Consider the following 16,004-nt stretch of genomic DNA (forward strand, 5'->3'; position numbering starts at 1 on the left):
CGCGGCCCGGCCGGTACCACCGGCCGGGCGGACTGATCAGGCGGGCCCGGAGGGACCGCCGGACCCGTCCCGGCGGCCGGTGGCGGCGCTGCAGCCGCCGGGGGTGCGCTGGGCCCGTGCGGAGGCGTAGAGGCAGACTGCGGCTGCGGTGGCGAGGTTGAGGCTCTCGGCCCTGCCGTGGATCGGCACGCGAACGACGGCGTCGGCGAGTGCCCGGGTCTCCTCGGGGAGGCCCCACGCCTCGTTGCCGAAGATCCACGCGGTCGGCCCGGACATGGTCCCGGCGTCGAGCTCGTCGTCCAGGTCGTCCTCACCGGCGCCGTCGGCGGCGAGGACGCGCACGCCCGCCGCCCCCAGCCCGCTGACGGCCCGCTCGACGGGGACGCCGACCGCGACGGGCAGATGGAAGAGCGAGCCGACCGAGGCCCGGACCGACTTGGGGTTGTAGAGGTCCACCGAGGCGTCGGTGAGCACGACCGCGTCGGCTCCGGCCGCGTCCGCGCAGCGCAGCACCGTGCCGGCGTTCCCGGGGTCGCGTACGTGCGCCAGCACGGCCACGAGCCTCGGACGGGCGGCCAGGATGTCCTCGAACGGCGAGTCGAGGAAGCGGCAGACCCCGACGAGGCCCTGCGGCGTCACGGTCTGGGAGACCTCCGCGAGCACGGTGTCGGGTGCGTGGTGGATCCGGGCCCCGGCGGCGCGGGCGGCGTCGACGATGTCCGCGTAGCGCTCGGCGGCCTCGACGGTGGTGAAGAGCTCGACGAGCGTCGGCAGGCCGTCGCCGCCCCGGTGCGCGACCGCCTCACGCACGGCCTGCGGTCCCTCGGCGAGGAAGAGCCGCTCCTTGGAGCGGAAGTTCCGCTTGGCGAGCCGCCGCGCGGCGACGACCCGCGGAGACCGCGGGGAGATCAGCTCGGGGGTCCCCATGGGGGCTCTCACTTCCTTGTGGCGTTCCGCGGTACGCGGTCGGCGGCGCGTTCGGTGCGGTGTCGGTGCGTAACGTGCGGTGCGGCGGTACGGCCCCGCACGCGCCGGTCCGGAACACACTCGGACCCGCAGACCGTCGGCCTGCGGGTCCGGGCTGTCGTCCGGTGGGACGCGACCGTCAGGCCGCGGCCTTCGGGGCGTTGACGTCGCTCGGGAGCGCCTTCTGGGCGACCTCGACGAGCGCGGCGAACGCGTTGGCGTCGTTGACCGCGAGCTCCGCCAGGATCTTGCGGTCCACCTCGACGTTGGCGGCCTTCAGACCCTGGATGAAGCGGTTGTAGGTGATGCCGTTCGCGCGGGCAGCGGCGTTGATGCGCTGGATCCACAGCTGACGGAAGTCGCCCTTGCGCTTCTTGCGGTCGTTGTAGTTGTAGACGAGGGAGTGGGTGACCTGCTCCTTCGCCTTGCGGTACAGCCGGGAACGCTGACCGCGGTAACCGCTGGCCTGCTCGAGGATCGCCCGGCGCTTCTTGTGGGCGTTGACTGCCCGCTTGACGCGTGCCACTTTTTGACTCCTTGTAGCGGGGCCGTGGTTGTCCTCACACGGCCCGGAAACGAATTGGTCCCGGTCTTGCCCGGAAGCCCCCGGTCACCGAGGGCACGAGGTCAATCAGATGCCCAGCATCTTCTTGATCTTGGCGGCGTCACCCGGGGCCATCTCGGCGTTGCCGGTGAGGCGACGCGTCAGCTTGGACGACTTGTGCTCGAGCAGGTGGCGCTTGCCGGCGCGCTCGCGAAGCACCTTGCCGGAGCCGGTGATCTTGAAGCGCTTCTTGGCACCGCTGTGCGTCTTGTTCTTCGGCATCGCGCCGTTCTCTCCTCGTCAGTGGCGCTTCCGTCACCGGTCGCAAACCGGCAGGCGAAAGCGTCAGATGTATCGGTTGATGTCCGGGACGGGCGCCCCGGAATCAGGCCTCGGCGGGCTCTTCGGGGGTGGCCGCGGCCTGGGCGGACCGGTCCCCCTGGCGCTCCGCCTTGCGGGCGGCCTGCGCCTCACGGGCCTCGGCCATCGCCTCGGTCTTCTTCTTGTGCGGACCGAGAACCATGATCATGTTGCGGCCGTCCTGCTTCGGGTTCGACTCCACGAAACCGAGGTCCTGGACGTCCTCCGCCAGTCGCTGCAGCAGCCGGTAGCCGAGCTCCGGCCGGGACTGCTCGCGACCACGGAACATGATCGTGATCTTGACCTTGTCGCCCTGCTTGAGGAACCGGACGACGTGACCCTTCTTGGTGTCGTAGTCGTGCGGGTCGATCTTCGGCCGGAGCTTCATCTCCTTGATGACCGTGTGCGCCTGGTTCTTGCGCGCCTCACGGGCCTTCATGGCCGACTCGTACTTGAACTTCCCGTAGTCCATGAGCTTGCAGACCGGCGGACGGGCGTTCGCCGCCACCTCGACGAGGTCGAGGTCGTACTCCTGCGCAAGCTCCAGGGCCTTGGCAAGCGGAACAATCCCGACCTGCTCGCCGCTGGGACCGACAAGTCGCACTTCGGGAACGCGAATCCGGTCGTTGATGCGGGGCTCGGCGCTGATGGATCCTCCTCGGTAGCACTACGCGGCGGTCTGGCGGACAGCCACGCAACGTCTGTTTCTGTATGGACCAACCGCGCCGGTGCAACAAAAATGCCCCGACGGGACACAGGCGGGGCTCCTCGGATACCGGAGCACCGCCGCGTAAGCCGCGGGGCGCTGCTTCGGACGGCTCCATCGTCCGTACGGAACGATGGGCGCCGTCTGACCGGTGACCCGCCGTCCCTGAGGGCGGCCAGGTGGGAGATCGGAGCCTCCACTTGTGGGTCGGGCACATGCGCGTCCGACCGGTCGTTACACAAGGTTAGCAGCTCCGGCCCGAAGGGGCGAACCGGAGCAAGGGCGGGCTCGCGGAACACAGGCTCCCGGGGGCGGCGGACGTACCGCCCTGCCTCCGACGGGGCCGGCTAGCCGTAGACCGGTCCGGTGTACTTCTCGCCCGGGCCCTGGCCCGGCTCGTCCGGGACGACCGAGGCCTCGCGGAACGCCAGCTGGAGGGACTTCAGCCCGTCCCGCAGCGGTGCCGCGTGGAACGAGCTGATCTCCGTGGCGCCCGCGTCGAGGAGACCGGCCAGCGCGTGGACCAGCTTCCGGGCCTCGTCCAGGTCCTTGTGCTCGTCGCCGTCCTCGGTGAGTCCCAGCTTCACCGCGGCGGCGCTCATCAGGTTCACCGCGACCGTGACGATCACCTCGACCGCGGGGACCTCCGCGATGTCGCGGGTCATGGCGGCGAAGTCGGGAGCCTGCTCGCCCGCGGGCTGCTCGGGGGTGGGGGTCGCGTCACTCATGGAGCACACGATATGCGGTGCCCTCAGGCCCTCACGTACAGGGGCTCTCCCGGCGGCACCGCCGACGCGGGCAGCAGCGCGAGGTCGAGTCCGCGCACCAGCCGCGCCCTGAGCGTCTCGTCCTCGGCCAGGGCACGGGCGACGCGCTGTGCGGCCTCGGCGGGGGACGCGCCGGCCCCTTCGTCGAGGACGAGCGCGAGCGTGCCGTCGGCGTTGCCGGGGCCGAGATGGGCGCGCAGCACCGCGGGCTCGGCGGCCACCACGGCCCGTACCGCCCGGGCCACGGCCGGGTCGGCCAGCGGGTCGGTGCTGGTGCGCCCCTCTGCGAGGGCGAGCAGCGCACGCCCGGTCAGCTCGTACGGCACCGGACCGGCGAGATCCAGGACCACGGTGTCGGCCTTCTCGTGTGCGGCCGCCCGGAGGGCCTGGTGCAGGGGCACGGCGACGGGCCTGGCCTGCGGGTCCCACAGGGCGAGCGCGGCGGTCGACGTGAACGCGGGCAGGGCGCGGCGGTTCCCCGCCGTCAGCGTGGGGACGGCCATGTCGCTGGTCTTCTCACGGCGCAGTCCCGACTCGTCCTCCTCGACCTCCCCGAGCACGGCGACGACGGGGACGAGGAGCCGGGCACCCTTGAGCGCCTCCAGCACGGGCCCCTCGGCCGTCCGGTCCCGGGCCCACGCGGCGAGCGCCGCTTCCAGGGCCGGGTCGGCGGTGCCGTCGTCGTCGGAGAAGCCGGGGTCGGGAATGTTCTTGAGCGCCACGCGACGAGCCTAGTTCGTCGGCGGTGGTGCCCGGGACGGCGGGGAGCCGCACCGGGGCCCCGGCAGGGGTCAGGCCCGGCGGCCGCGCCACAGTACGACCGCCGCGGCCAGCAGCAGCGCACCGAGGCCGCCGGTGACGGGGGCCAGCCAGCCGCCGCCCGGCTCGGCCGGGGAGTCGTCCGGTCCCGTGCCGAAGTACTGCTTGCGGTGGCCCTGGACGGACGCGGTCTTCGGGTCGACGCCACCGGTTGCCGGCCTGCCGCCCTCCTCGATCGCGGCCGCCGGGTCGACGATGCCGTACCCCTTGGAGTCGTCGCGCCCGTTCTTCGGACCTCCTCGGGCGGTGTCGGCGAGAAGACGCTTGATCTGGGCGGGGGTGAGGCGGGGGTGCGCGGCACGGACGAGCGCGACCGCGCCGGAGACGAAGGCGGACGCCGCGCTCGTGCCCCAGCCCTCGTAGTACTTGCGGTCGGGGTCGGCGATGACGACGTCGACGCCCGGGGCGCTGACCGTGGCGTACCAGCGCCGGGTGGAGAAGGAGGCGTGGGTGCCGTAGCGGTCGACGGCGGCGACGGCGATGACACCGGGGTAGGCGGCCGGGTACGAGATGTGGTCGCCCTTCTCGCCCCCGTTGCCCGCCGAGGCGACGACGACCGCGCCCTTGGCGAGGGCGTACTGCACGGCGGCGTCCTCACCGGCGTCGGGGTGGGCGGACTCGCTGTCGTCGCCGAGGGAGAGGTTGATGACGTCGGCGCCGTTGTCCGCGGCCCAGCGGATTCCCCGGGCGAGAGCCGTGCCACGGGTGTTCCGCGCCTTGCTGCGGGCGGGGTCGGCACCTTCCAGGATCACCCGCACGGGCAGGATCCTGGCCTCGGGGGCGATCCCGAGCACTCCGTCCTCACGGCCGGGACCGTGGCCGTGCCCGGCGATGATCCCGGCCATCGCCGTGCCGTGCCGGGCCCAGGCGCGGTCGCCCCGCTTCGCCCCGAACCCGATGAGGTCCTTCGTGGGAAGGACGCTGCCCTCCAGATCCGGATGGCTGTCGTCGACTCCGGTGTCGAGCACCGCGACGGTGATACCCGCGCCCTTGGTCGTACGCCACGCGTCCTCGGTGTGCAGGGCGTCCAGGGCCCACTGACGGACCCGGATCCCGTCGGCCTGCGCGGGCGCGGCGGAGACGAGGGAGAACGCGACGGCCGTGGCCACCGCCCCCAGAAGCCGTCGGGGCGTGGCGCGGGTGCGGAGGCGTGCTGCCGTCATTCGGGGCGCTCCGGTGGGGTGGCGGACTCGCGCAGGGCGCGCTCGATACGGTCCGCGATTCCCTTGGCCTCGTGGCCGAGGCCGGCCTGGGCGGGGGCGGACGCGTCGCCGGGGACCGTGGCCTCGGCGGCGGGCATGGGGTCGGCGACGGGGCGGCCGTCGGCGAACCCGGAGACGGCGAAGACGACGACGGGCGCGTCGGTGAGCACACTGACGGTCCAACTGGCCCGCTGACGGTCGCCGAACCCCGCGGCGACGGTGCCGGGGACCGCGTATGCGCGGGGCAGCAGATCGGTGCGCTCGTCCAGTTCCTCCTCGGAGAACCGCTTGCGCAGGGCCGCCATGCCGTCCCGGTCCGCCTCGGTGACGACCATGCCGACGGTGGTGACGCTGGAGGCGGTGGCGTCGGTGTAGGTGGCGCGGAGGACGCGCAGGCAGCCGACCGGCTGGAGCGCCTTGAGCAGCAACGGGTCGAACGCGCCGGTGCACGGGCCGTCGGGCGCGACCGCGACCCTTGTCCACACCCGGTCGGCGCCGCCGGGTCCCGCGCCGGCGCCCTTGATCGTGCGCGGGAAGAGCGAGTCGACGGGGACGCTGTGCCAGAGCGTACGGGCGTCGGTGTAGAGGGGCTGCGAGGCGGGCGACGCGGCCGAATCGTCCACCAGCCAGCTTCCGGTGACCGCTCCGCCGATCAGCCCGAGCCCGAGTACGAGGCAGACCACGGCACCCGCGGTCCTGGCGGGGCGCCGGTCCCGGACGGGGCGCAGCCGGGTGGTGATCTCGGTGGGCGTCTCGGGGAAGGGGCCCGCGCAGGGCCTCGGAGGAACGCCGGGCGACGTCCACGGCCAGGGGCTGCCCGGGGCACCCGGGACACCTACGGTCCCCGCCGGCCCGCCGGCCGCCGGGGCGGGGGGCGGGGGTGCGGGCGGCCCGGGCGGCGCGGGCACGGAAGGAGCGGTGACGGCCGGCGGCCCTCCGGGGGCGGTGGCCCTCACCGGTGCCGGGGGCGTCACGGGTGCCGGGGCTCCTGCCGACGCGGAGGGCGTTCCGGGCGCACCACCGGCGCGCGGCGCCGTGAGGGGGCGCGGAGGTATCTCATCCACGGCACGGGGCGCGCGAGCGTCCGGGCGGCTGACGGGAGACGGGGGTGCGGACGGCCGGGCGGGACGGCCACCGGAAACGCCCGGGCCCGCCCCACGGGGCGCCGGAGCGCTCGGGTTCCCCGTGGCCCGAGGTGCCGACGACTGCGGCGAGCGGGGGGACACCTGCCCGGGGGCCGGGCCGGTCGGGCCCGTTCCGGCCCGGGCCGGGTCTTTAGCGACGCGGCCCGGAACAGTCGCAGCCCGGACGGGGTCGTTCCCGGTGCCCGCGGGGCCGTTCCCGGCCCGGGCCGGGTCTTTCGCGACGCGGCCCGGAACAGTCGCAGCCCGGACGGGTTCGTTCCCGGTGCCCGCGGGGCCGTTCCCAGCCCGGGTGGGTTCGTTCCCGGCCCGGGCAGGGTCGTTCCCGGCCCGGGCAGGGTCGTTCCCGGCGCCGGCCGGGTACATCGAGTCGGCGTGGCCCGTGGTGGCGGCCGTGCGGGATCGGGGCACGGGGGCTGAAGGGGCGTCAGCTGGTGCGGTGCGCGGGCGGGGTGCCTGCGGGACGGAGCCGGCTCGGGGGTCCGGGGCGGTGTCCTCGAGCGGACGAAGACGGGTGGCCGTCTCGGCGGGTCCGGGGGCTGGGACCTGCGGGGCGTGGGGCGGGCGGGAGGGGACACGCGGGCGCTGTGCCTCGGTGCTCATCCGCCCCCCGTTTCCTGGTGCTCGTACCGCCGCTGGATCGCCTTTCGGGGCAGGCCCGTTCGTCGCCGCGCCCCTCACTCTACGGGCTGGCGCACGCCGGAAGGGAATGGACAGCGCCCCCGGGGGGATCTGCGCAGAACGTCCCTCTACCCTCGGGTAGACCGGTCTGGCAAGCTCTGCGCATGACTCCCCGTGCCGTTCTCAGGACCCGGTACGACCGGGCCACCGCACACCTCGACGCGCCCCTGGCCATCGTGGACCTGGAGGCGTTCGACGCCAACGCGGCGGATCTGGTCAGGCGCGCCGGCGGGAAACCGGTCCGGGTGGCCAGCAAGTCCGTGCGGTGCCGGGCACTGCTCGAGCGGGCGCTGGCGAAGGACGGCTTCTCGGGGATCATGTCCTACACGCTGGAGGAGTCGATCTGGCTGGCCCGGGCGGGTTTCGGCGATGTGCTCCTCGCCTACCCGTCCGCCGACCGCGCCGGTTTCGCCGAACTGGCCGGTGACGCCAAGCTCGCCGGCGTCGTGACGGTCATGGTCGACGACCCCGCGCAGCTGGACCTGATCGACCGCTCCCGGGACGGCGGCGCCGAGGAGATCCGGGTCTGTCTGGAACTGGACACCTCCCTCCGTCTGCTGGGCGGCCGGATCCGTTTCGGTGCGCGCCGCTCGCCACTGCGCGCCCCCGAGGACCTGGCCGAGCTCGCCCGCGCGATCGTCGCCCGCCCCGGCTTCCGGCTGGTGGGGCTGATGGCTTACGAGGGGCATGTCGCGGGTGTCGGTGACGCGGTCGCGGGCAGTCCGCTGCGCTCGCGGATGGTCAGGCTGATGCAGTCCGCGGCCCGGCACGAGCTGGCACGGCGGCGGGCGGACGTGGTGCGGGCGGTGCGGTCGGTGGCCCCGGACCTGGAGTTCGTGAACGGCGGCGGCACCGGCAGTGTGCAGCACACGGCGGCGGAGGACGCGGTCACGGAGATCGCCGCGGGGTCCGGCCTGTATCTGCCGAGGCTCTTCGACAACTACACGTCGTTCAGCGGGCGTCCCGCGGCGTTGTTCGCGCAGCCCGTCGTGCGCCGCCCGGGAGTCGGCGTGGTGACGGTGCTCGGCGGCGGCTACCCGGCCTCGGGCGCCGCCGGGCGGGACCGGCTGCCGGTGCCGTACCTGCCGGAAGGGCTCCGCTACGACCCGATGGAGGGGCCGGGCGAGGTGCAGACTCCGCTGCTGGGCCCGCCGGCGGACGATCTGCTCGTCGGCGACAAGGTGTGGTTCCGGCACGCGAAGGCCGGGGAGTTGTGCGAGCGCTTCGCCTCGCTGCTCCTGGTCGAGGGCGAGCGGGTGACGGCCACCGTGCCGACGTACCGGGGCGAGGGCCGTACGTTCCTCTGAGCCGTCGGGCGGGAGGGCCCGGATGCCTCGATGACCCGTAGAGCCTCGGCCCGGCGGGCCCGGGGACTCGGCCCGGCGTTCACGGCTCGACCGTGGAGCCGACTCCCCCACTGACGTCCGTCAGCGGCCGGATGCCCCTGATGATCCGGTCCATGTCGGCGAGCGGCGGGGCGTCGGGCCCCGCGTCGAAGGCGAAGCGGACGATGACCAGCGATTCGGAGCCGACGGCGGAGGGGAGGACGAGGGACTGGACGTAGCCGCCCGGGCCGGCTCCCGTCGTCACCCGCCAGCGCACCACGTGACCGGTGCGCCCGGCGACCGTGACGGGGGCGGACTTCACCAGTTCGTGGCCCTTGATGCCACCGTGGATGCGGTTGCCGACGCGGTCGTTGTCGTACGCCCAGTCCGCGGCGACGCCTACGTCCTGGCCGGCCAGTTTCTCGGGCGACTTCACGTTGGTGACCGTGGCCGTGCGGGAGGACACCGTGCCGTGGCGGCAGGACTCTGCGGAGTCACCGGGGCACTTGTAGGAGTCGGCGGTCACCATGGTCGGCACCGGATCGATGCCGGAGGTCGACTTCTCCCAGCCGTCGAGCAGCGGCAGGGAGATGCCGTTGAGCTGGTCGACGAGGACGTCGGGGTCGCCGGCGGCCGGCGGGCCCGGCTCCGGGTCGTTCCCCTTCGCGGTGGGCTGCGCCGAGGGGGCGGCCCCCGCGGACTGCGGGGCCGTCCGTTCGCCGTCCTCGCCGAGGACGGCGACACCGGTGGCGATGGCGGCCACGAGGACCGCGACGGCGGTGACGAGCGCGACGATCGCTCCCTTGCCGATGCCTCCGGCGTGCCCGGACCCCCCGGCGAGCGGCACGGGCGCGGTGGCGGCCGGCGGCTGCGGGGCACCGGCGGTGCGGGTGTGACCGGTCCAGGCACGCCCGTCCCACCAGCGTTCGTGGGTCGGCGTGCCTGGGTCCGGGTACCAGCCTGGAGGTCCCCCCAGGCCGCCAGGCATAGGGGGAGGGGTCGTCATGCTCATCCGGCCACCCTATGAGCGGCCGGGCACGGGCCTACACAGGGGTGACGTACGCGCCCGAGATGCCGCCGTCGACGAGGAAGTCGGTGGCGTTGACGAAGGACGAGTCGTCGCTGGCGAGGAACGCCACGGCCGCGGCGATCTCCTCGGCGTCGGCGAACCGGCCTACGGGGATGTGCACCAGCCGGCGTGCCGCCCGCTCGGGGTCCTTGGCGAACAGCTCCTGCAGCAGCGGGGTGTTGACCGGTCCCGGGCACAGGGCGTTGACCCTGATGCCCTCGCGGGCGAACTGCACGCCCAGTTCGCGGGACATGGCGAGGACCCCGCCCTTGCTCGCGGTGTACGAGATCTGGGAGGTCGCCGCGCCCATCCGGGCCACGAACGAGGCGGTGTTGATGATGGAGCCCCGGCCCTGGCGCTGCATGTAGGGGATGGCGGCCTTGCAGCACAGGTAGACGGAGGTGAGGTTGACCTCCTGCACCCGCTTCCAGGCGTCGAGACCCGTCTCCAGGATGGAGTCGTCGTCGGGCGGCGAGATGCCGGCGTTGTTGAAGGCGATGTCGACGCTGCCGTAGGTGTCGAAGGCGGTCCGGAACAGCGCCTCGACCTGCTCGGCGTCGGTCACGTCCACCTTCACGAAGGTCCCGCCGACCTCCTCGGCGGCGGTCTTGCCCGCGGTCTCGTCGATGTCGCCGCAGACGACGTGGGCTCCTTCGGAGGCGAGACGGCGCGCGGCGGCGAGGCCGATGCCGCTGCCGGCGCCGGTGATGACGGCGGTGCGGCCGACGAGCCGGCGGCAGACGGGGGTGTCGCTGTGGGCAGTGGTCATGGGATCTCAGGCCTCCGTGCTGATGAAGACGTTCTTGGTCTCGGTGAAAGCGGTGAGGGCGTCGGGACCGAGCTCACGGCCGAGGCCGGACTGCCCGTATCCGCCGAACGGCGTCCAGTAGCGGACGCTGGAATGGGAGTTGACGGACAGGTTGCCCGCGGCGACCGCCCCGGAGACCCGCAGCGCCCGGCCGACGTCACGGGTCCAGATGGACCCGGAGAGCCCGTACTCGGTGGCGTTGGCGAGGCGTACGGCGTCGTCCTCGTCGTCGAAGGGCAGCACGACGGCGACGGGGCCGAAGACCTCCTCGGTGGCGACGGGCGCCTCGGGGGCGACTCCGGTGACGAGCGTCGGCGGGAACCAGAAGCCGGGGCCGTCGGGGGCGCTGCCCCGGACCGTCGCGAGGTCGTCGGTGACATAGGCCCGTACGCGGTCGAGCTGGGCCCGCGAGATGAGCGGTCCCATCTGCGTGGCCTCGTCGGCGGGGTCGCCGACGACGACCGACTTCAGCGCGGGGGCGAGGCGGTCGAGGAAGGCGTCGTACACCGGACGCTGCACGAGGATGCGGGTGCGCGCGCAGCAGTCCTGGCCGCCGTTGTCGAGGAAGGCCATCGGTGCCGCGGCGGCCGCCGCCTCGATGTCGGCGTCGGCGAAGACGATGTTGGGGCTCTTGCCGCCGAGTTCGAGGGTCACCCGCTTCACACGCTCGGCGCAGAGCGCCATGATCTGCTTGCCGACCCGGGTGGAGCCGGTGAAGACGATCTTGGCCACGCCGGGGTGGCGGACCAGCGCGTCGCCCGCGACGGCCCCGTAACCGGGCAGCACCTGGAAGAGGTGCTCGGGAAGGCCCGCCTCCAGGGCGAGTTCGGCGAGGCGCAGCGCGGTCAGCGGGGTCGTCTCGGCGGGTTTGAGGACGACGGCGTTGCCGGCGGCGAGCGCGGGTGCGGCGCCCCACGCGGCGATCGGCATGGGGAAGTTCCAGGGAGCGATGACGCCCACGACGCCGAGCGGCTCGAGGAGGGTCAGATCGATGCCGCCCGGCACGGGGATCTGGCGGCCGGTGAGGCGCTCCACTCCCCCCGCGGAGTAGTCGAGCAGATCGCGGACGTTACCGGCCTCCCAGCGGGCGTTGCCGATGGTGTGCCCGGCCTCGCGGACCTCGAGCAGGGCGAGTTCCTCGATGTGGTCGTCGACGACGGCGGCGAATCGGCGCAGCAGCCTGGCCCGGTCGGCGGGGGCCGCGGCAGCCCAGGCGCGCTGGGCACGCGCGGCCCGGCCCACCGCGGCGTCGACGTCGGCGGCGTCCGCACCGGGAACGGTGGCGACGACCTCCTCGGTGGCCGGGTTGAGCACGTCGAGTGCGTACGGTTGCGACAAGTGGTGCCTCACATGCGTTCGAAGGAGCGGCGGAGCTCCCAGTCGGTCACCGCGGCGTCGAAGGCTTCGAGCTCGACCCGGGCCATGTTGCGGTAGTGGGCGACGACCTCGTCCCCGAAGGCGGCCTTGGCGATGGGACTGTTCTCCCAGAGCTCGGCGGCCTCACGGAGGGTCGTCGGGACCTGTTCGTAGCCGGCGGCGTAGGCGTTGCCGGCGCAGACCTCGGGCAGCTCCAGCTTCTGCTCGATCCCGTACAGGCCGGCCGCGACCAGTGCGGCGACGGCGAGGTGGGGGTTGACGTCGCCACCGGGCAGCCGGTTCTCGAAGCGCATCGAACGACCGTGGCCGACGACGCGCAGGGCGCAGGTCCGGTTGTCGTGGCCCCAGGCGACGGCGGTCGGGGCGAAGGAACCCGGCTGGAACCGCTTGTACGAGTTGATGTTCGGCGCGTACAGCAGGGAGAAGTCGCGCAGGGCGGCGAGCTGCCCGGCGAGGAAGTGCCGCATGACCGGCGACATGCCGTCCGGTCCGTCGCCCGCCATGGCGTTGCGGCCGTCGGCGTCCGCGAGGGAGAGGTGGATGTGGCAGGAGTTGCCCTCGCGCTCGTTGTACTTCGCCATGAAGGTGATCGAGACGCCTTCCTGGGCGGCGATCTCCTTGGTTCCGGTCTTGTAGATCGCGTGCTGGTCGCAGGTGACGAGGGCTTCGTCGTAGCGGAACACGATCTCGTGCTGGCCGGGGTTGCACTCGCCCTTGGCGGACTCGACGGTCAGGCCGGCGGCGGCCATCTCGTTGCGGATCCGGCGCAGCAGCGGCTCGATGCGGCCGGTGCCGAGGACCGAGTAGTCGATGTTGTACTGGTTGGCCGGGGTGAGGCCCTGGTAGCCGCTGTCCCAGGCCTGCTCGTAGCTGTCCTTGAAGACGATGAACTCCAGCTCGGTGCCGACCTGGGCGGTCCAGCCGTGCTCGGCCAGGCGCTCCAGCTGGCGGCGCAGGATCTGGCGGGGTGCGGCGACGACCGGAGCGCCGTCGTTCCACGCCAGGTCGGCGATGAGCATGGCCGTGCCCTCGTTCCACGGGACACGGCGCAGTGTGGCCAGGTCGGGGTGCATGGCGAAGTCGCCGTAACCACGCTCCCACGAGGACATGGCGTAGCCGTCCACGGTGTTCATCTCGGTGTCGACGGCGAGCAGGTAGTTGCAGCCCTCCGTACCGTGTTCCAGGACCTCTTCGAGGAAGAACCGGGCGGCGAACCGCTTTCCCTGGAGCCTGCCCTGCATGTCGGGAAAGGCCAGGACTACGGTGTCGATCTCACCGCTCGCGACGAGGACTCTGAGCTCCTCGACGCTCAGCGGGGGTGTGCGGTCTGCCACGGGATTGCGCCTCCTAAGGTCAGCCGGGAGCCATAAGGTATTGCCGAAGACCATTGCTTGGGAAGGGGAAACCGCAACGTGGTCGAGAAGAGCGAGTCCGGGGACCGGCTCACGTCCGTGCTGCGGCCGGTGCGCGGGGGAAACGGCTTCGAGGAGGCCCTCGAACAGGTCCTGCAGGTCGTGCGGCTGGGACTGGTGCCCGGCGGCGAACGGCTGCCCGCCGAGCGTGAACTCGCCGAGCGCATGGGCATCAGCCGGGTCACGCTGCGCGAGGTGCTCAAGGTCCTCCAGGAGGAGGGCCTGGTGGAGAGCCGGCGCGGCCGCTACGGAGGAACGTTCGTCCTGCACCGCCCGCGCACCGAGGGCGAGGACGAGCTGCGCCGCCGGATCGCGGCCGTCGACGTCGAGGACACGCTGCGCTTCCGGGAGGTCCTGGAGGTCGGCGCGGCGGGGCTGTGCGCGGCGCACGGCCTCTCCGAGGAGGGCGCCGGGCGGCTGCGCACGGCACTGACGGCGACGCACGACGCACCCCTGGACGCCTACCGGCGGTGCGACACGCTTCTGCACCTCACGCTCGCCGAGCTGTCCGGTTCACCCACGCTGACCAAGCAGTACGCGGCCGTCCGAGCGGCCGTGAACGATCTGCTCGACTGCATCCCGCTGCTCGTGCGCAATCTGGAGCACTCCCAGCAGCAGCACGTCGCGCTGGTCGAGGCGGTCCTGGAGGGAGACGCGGACACGGCGCGCGAGGTGATGCGGGAGCACTGCGAGGGCACGGCTGCGCTGCTGCGCGGCTTCCTCGCGTGAGGTCCGCCGCACGGATGCCCCGTACGGGCTCCGCCGGACGCCTCCCGTGCGCGAGAAGCGCCGTGCGGATCACCGGCAGGACCGGGAAGGCCCGGTACGGACCTCGGGAACGGCCCCTTCCACCGCCCTCCGGACGAGCCGCGCCAGGGCCGGGCACCCCGCCCGGCGCGGTCGGCGCGGGCCGGCGGAAGGCCGGCGAGGCCCGGCCCGTATGCCGTCGGCGGCGGGCGGAAGGGGTCGCGGACACGCCGCCGCTCACCCCCGGGACCGGGACGGCGTAATCCGAAAGTAACGCAGGGGTCTTGCGTTTCCCCACCGTCACCGCAAAGGTATGGCTCCATTCCATTGGGCCCGACGCGGGAGCTCTGCCATGACGCTGGAAGACACCGACACCACCGGGAGCGGCAACACTCCACCGGACAACTATCTCGAACGCCGGACCCTGCGCCGAGGCAGCGCGGGCTGGCTGCTGCTCACCGGGCTCGGCGTCGCCTACGTCGTCTCCGGCGACTTCTCCGGCTGGAACATCGGCCTGTCCAAGGGGGGCTTCGGCGGACTCGCCGCCGCCACCGTGCTGATGGGCCTGATGTACGCCTGTCTCGTCTTCGCCCTCGCCGAACTGTCGGCCATCCTGCCGACCGCGGGCGGCGGCTACGGGTTCGCGCGCCGGGCACTCGGCACCTGGGGCGGCTTCCTCACCGGTACGGCCATCCTCATCGAGTACATCCTGGCGCCCGCCGCCATCTCGATCTTCATCGGCGACTACGTCGAGTCACTCGGGCTCTTCGGACTGGAGTCCGGCTGGCCCGTCTACCTCGCCTGCTTCGCTGTCTTCATCGGCATTCACCTGTGGGGCGTGGGCGAGGCGCTGCGCTTCAGTCTCATCGTCACCGTGATCGCCGTCGCCGCGCTGCTGATCTTCGCCATGGGAGCGTTCACCGACTTCCAGGTGAGCGGACTCAACGACATCCCGGTCGACGACGACGCGATGGGCTCCAACTCCTGGCTGCCGTTCGGACTGCTCGGCATCTGGGCCGCGTTCCCGTTCGGCATGTGGTTCTTCCTCGGCGTGGAGGGTGTACCGCTCGCAGCGGAGGAGGCCAAGGACCCGGTCCGGTCCATGCCGAAGGCACTCGCGCTGTCGATGTCGATCCTGGTGCTGCTGGCCCTGATCACCTTCTTCGCCGCCACCGGTGCCCGCGGCTCGGCCGCGATCCAGGAGGCGGGCAACCCGCTGGTGGTGGCACTGCAGGGCGACGGCGACCCGACGGCGCTGAGCCGCTTCGTCAACTACGCCGGACTCGCCGGCCTGGTCGCCTCGTTCTTCTCGCTCATCTACGCCGGGTCGCGCCAGCTGTTCGCCCTCTCCCGCGCGGGCTACCTGCCCCGCTTCCTGTCGCTGACCAGCCGCCGCAAGTCGCCCTACCTGGGTCTGCTGATCCCCGGCGCGATCGGCTTCGCACTGGCCGCCGGCACCGGGGACGGGGCGCGGATGCTGAACATCGCCGTCTTCGGCGCGACGATCAGCTACGCCCTGATGGCGCTGTCCCACATCGTGCTGCGGCGGCGCGAGCCGGACCTGCCGCGTCCGTACCGCACCCCCGGCGGTGTGGTGACCTCGTCCGTCGCCTTCGTCCTCGCGCTGTCCGCGCTGGTGGCGACCTTCCTGGTGGACAAGGACGCAGCGTTCATCGCACTCGCCGTGTACGGCGTCGCCCTCGCCTACTTCGCCTTCTACAGTCGGAACCGTCTCGTGGCCCGTGCCCCGGAGGAGGAGTTCGCGGCACTCGCCGCGGCCGAGGCGGAACTGGCCCGCGACTGACGCGCCGGCGTCCGCGGTCCGGCGCCCGCCGATCGGGCGCCGGACCGCGGACGCCGCACCATGGAACCCGGGGGCGCGCACCCGCTGCCGGCGGCCGTGGTCCCGGGCCTCGCGGCCCTGCCCGGGCGGTCGGGCCTCACGGCTCCGCCCCGGGCGGACCGGGCCTCCGTGGCCCTTCACCCCGGAGCCGGGCGTCCGGCACCGTGCGCACATCGCCCGTGGTCCCGCGTCACGGAGGCCGGACCAGGACGTCCACGCAGCACCAGACAACCGCA

General features: G+C 73.0%; 15 protein-coding genes. 3 read left to right on the forward strand and 12 right to left on the reverse strand.

The window, feature by feature from the left end; translation table 11 throughout:
* Positions 1 to 36: 36 nt before the first annotated feature.
* The 8 genes from QMZ92_RS01360 to QMZ92_RS01395 form a co-directional block, all read right to left on the reverse strand.
* Positions 37 to 927 carry a TrmH family RNA methyltransferase gene (locus QMZ92_RS01360; RefSeq protein WP_283295355.1) on the reverse strand — a complete coding sequence of 297 codons (891 nt, stop codon included), beginning with the start codon at positions 925 to 927 and terminating at the stop codon, positions 37 to 39.
* Between the two features lie 178 nt (positions 928 to 1,105).
* Complete coding sequence (rplT, locus tag QMZ92_RS01365) at positions 1,106 to 1,492, reverse strand: 50S ribosomal protein L20 (protein WP_017945472.1); 387 nt, start codon at positions 1,490 to 1,492, stop codon at positions 1,106 to 1,108.
* A gap of 105 nt (positions 1,493 to 1,597) precedes the next feature.
* On the reverse strand, positions 1,598 to 1,792 hold the full coding sequence (gene rpmI / locus QMZ92_RS01370; RefSeq protein ID WP_019884943.1) for a 50S ribosomal protein L35: 195 nt from the start codon (positions 1,790 to 1,792) through the stop codon (positions 1,598 to 1,600).
* 103 nt (positions 1,793 to 1,895) lie between these two features.
* Positions 1,896 to 2,519 (reverse strand): translation initiation factor IF-3, encoded by a 624-nt coding sequence (gene infC, locus QMZ92_RS01375; RefSeq protein ID WP_138057848.1) that lies wholly within the window; start codon positions 2,517 to 2,519, stop codon positions 1,896 to 1,898.
* Positions 2,520 to 2,923: 404 nt separating this feature from the next.
* On the reverse strand, positions 2,924 to 3,304 hold the full coding sequence (locus QMZ92_RS01380; protein ID WP_283295356.1) for a DUF1844 domain-containing protein: 381 nt from the start codon (positions 3,302 to 3,304) through the stop codon (positions 2,924 to 2,926).
* A 23-nt stretch (positions 3,305 to 3,327) separates the two neighbouring features.
* Entirely contained in the window at positions 3,328 to 4,065 is a 738-nt protein-coding gene (locus QMZ92_RS01385) for an SseB family protein (protein ID WP_283295357.1), read from the reverse strand.
* A 69-nt stretch (positions 4,066 to 4,134) separates the two neighbouring features.
* Positions 4,135 to 5,325, reverse strand: coding sequence for a type VII secretion-associated serine protease mycosin (gene mycP / locus QMZ92_RS01390; protein ID WP_283295358.1), 1,191 nt, complete (start codon positions 5,323 to 5,325; stop codon positions 4,135 to 4,137).
* A complete protein-coding gene (locus tag QMZ92_RS01395; RefSeq protein WP_502961971.1) occupies positions 5,322 to 6,104 on the reverse strand; it encodes a hypothetical protein in 783 nt (260 codons plus the stop codon). Before QMZ92_RS01395 ends, mycP begins: the two co-directional genes overlap by 4 nt.
* 1,187 nt (positions 6,105 to 7,291) lie before the next feature.
* Between QMZ92_RS01395 and QMZ92_RS01400 the strand changes: the two genes are divergently transcribed.
* Positions 7,292 to 8,494: an amino acid deaminase/aldolase gene (locus QMZ92_RS01400; RefSeq protein WP_283295360.1), complete on the forward strand. Its 1,203-nt coding sequence runs from the start codon at positions 7,292 to 7,294 to the stop codon at positions 8,492 to 8,494.
* Positions 8,495 to 8,573: 79 nt separating this feature from the next.
* On the opposite strand, the gene QMZ92_RS01405 is transcribed toward QMZ92_RS01400, so the two are convergent.
* Genes QMZ92_RS01405 through QMZ92_RS01420 form a run of 4 tightly spaced genes read right to left on the reverse strand, consistent with a single transcriptional unit; the run spans position 8,574 to position 13,100 of the window.
* A complete protein-coding gene (locus QMZ92_RS01405; protein WP_283295361.1) occupies positions 8,574 to 9,524 on the reverse strand; it encodes a DUF2510 domain-containing protein in 951 nt (316 codons plus the stop codon).
* Between the two features lie 31 nt (positions 9,525 to 9,555).
* Positions 9,556 to 10,350, reverse strand: a complete 795-nt coding sequence (locus tag QMZ92_RS01410) for a 3-oxoacyl-ACP reductase (RefSeq protein ID WP_269731335.1) — start codon at positions 10,348 to 10,350, stop codon at positions 9,556 to 9,558.
* 6 nt (positions 10,351 to 10,356) lie between these two features.
* A complete protein-coding gene (locus QMZ92_RS01415) occupies positions 10,357 to 11,727 on the reverse strand; it encodes an aldehyde dehydrogenase family protein (protein ID WP_283295362.1) in 1,371 nt (456 codons plus the stop codon).
* An 8-nt stretch (positions 11,728 to 11,735) separates the two neighbouring features.
* A complete protein-coding gene (locus tag QMZ92_RS01420) occupies positions 11,736 to 13,100 on the reverse strand; it encodes a glutamine synthetase family protein (RefSeq protein ID WP_283295363.1) in 1,365 nt (454 codons plus the stop codon).
* A gap of 78 nt (positions 13,101 to 13,178) precedes the next feature.
* Here QMZ92_RS01420 and QMZ92_RS01425 point away from each other — a divergent pair, with 78 nt between their 5' ends.
* Positions 13,179 to 13,907 (forward strand): FadR/GntR family transcriptional regulator, encoded by a 729-nt coding sequence (locus QMZ92_RS01425; protein ID WP_283295364.1) that lies wholly within the window; start codon positions 13,179 to 13,181, stop codon positions 13,905 to 13,907.
* Between the two features lie 370 nt (positions 13,908 to 14,277).
* The gene (gene eat, locus QMZ92_RS01430; RefSeq protein WP_283295365.1) at positions 14,278 to 15,729 is read left to right on the forward strand and encodes an ethanolamine permease; all 1,452 of its coding nucleotides are present in this window, start codon (positions 14,278 to 14,280) and stop codon (positions 15,727 to 15,729) included.
* Positions 15,730 to 16,004: the final 275 nt, after the last annotated feature.

Source organism: Streptomyces sp. HNM0645 (assembly GCF_030056615.1).
Lineage (GTDB): Bacteria > Actinomycetota > Actinomycetes > Streptomycetales > Streptomycetaceae > Streptomyces > Streptomyces marianii.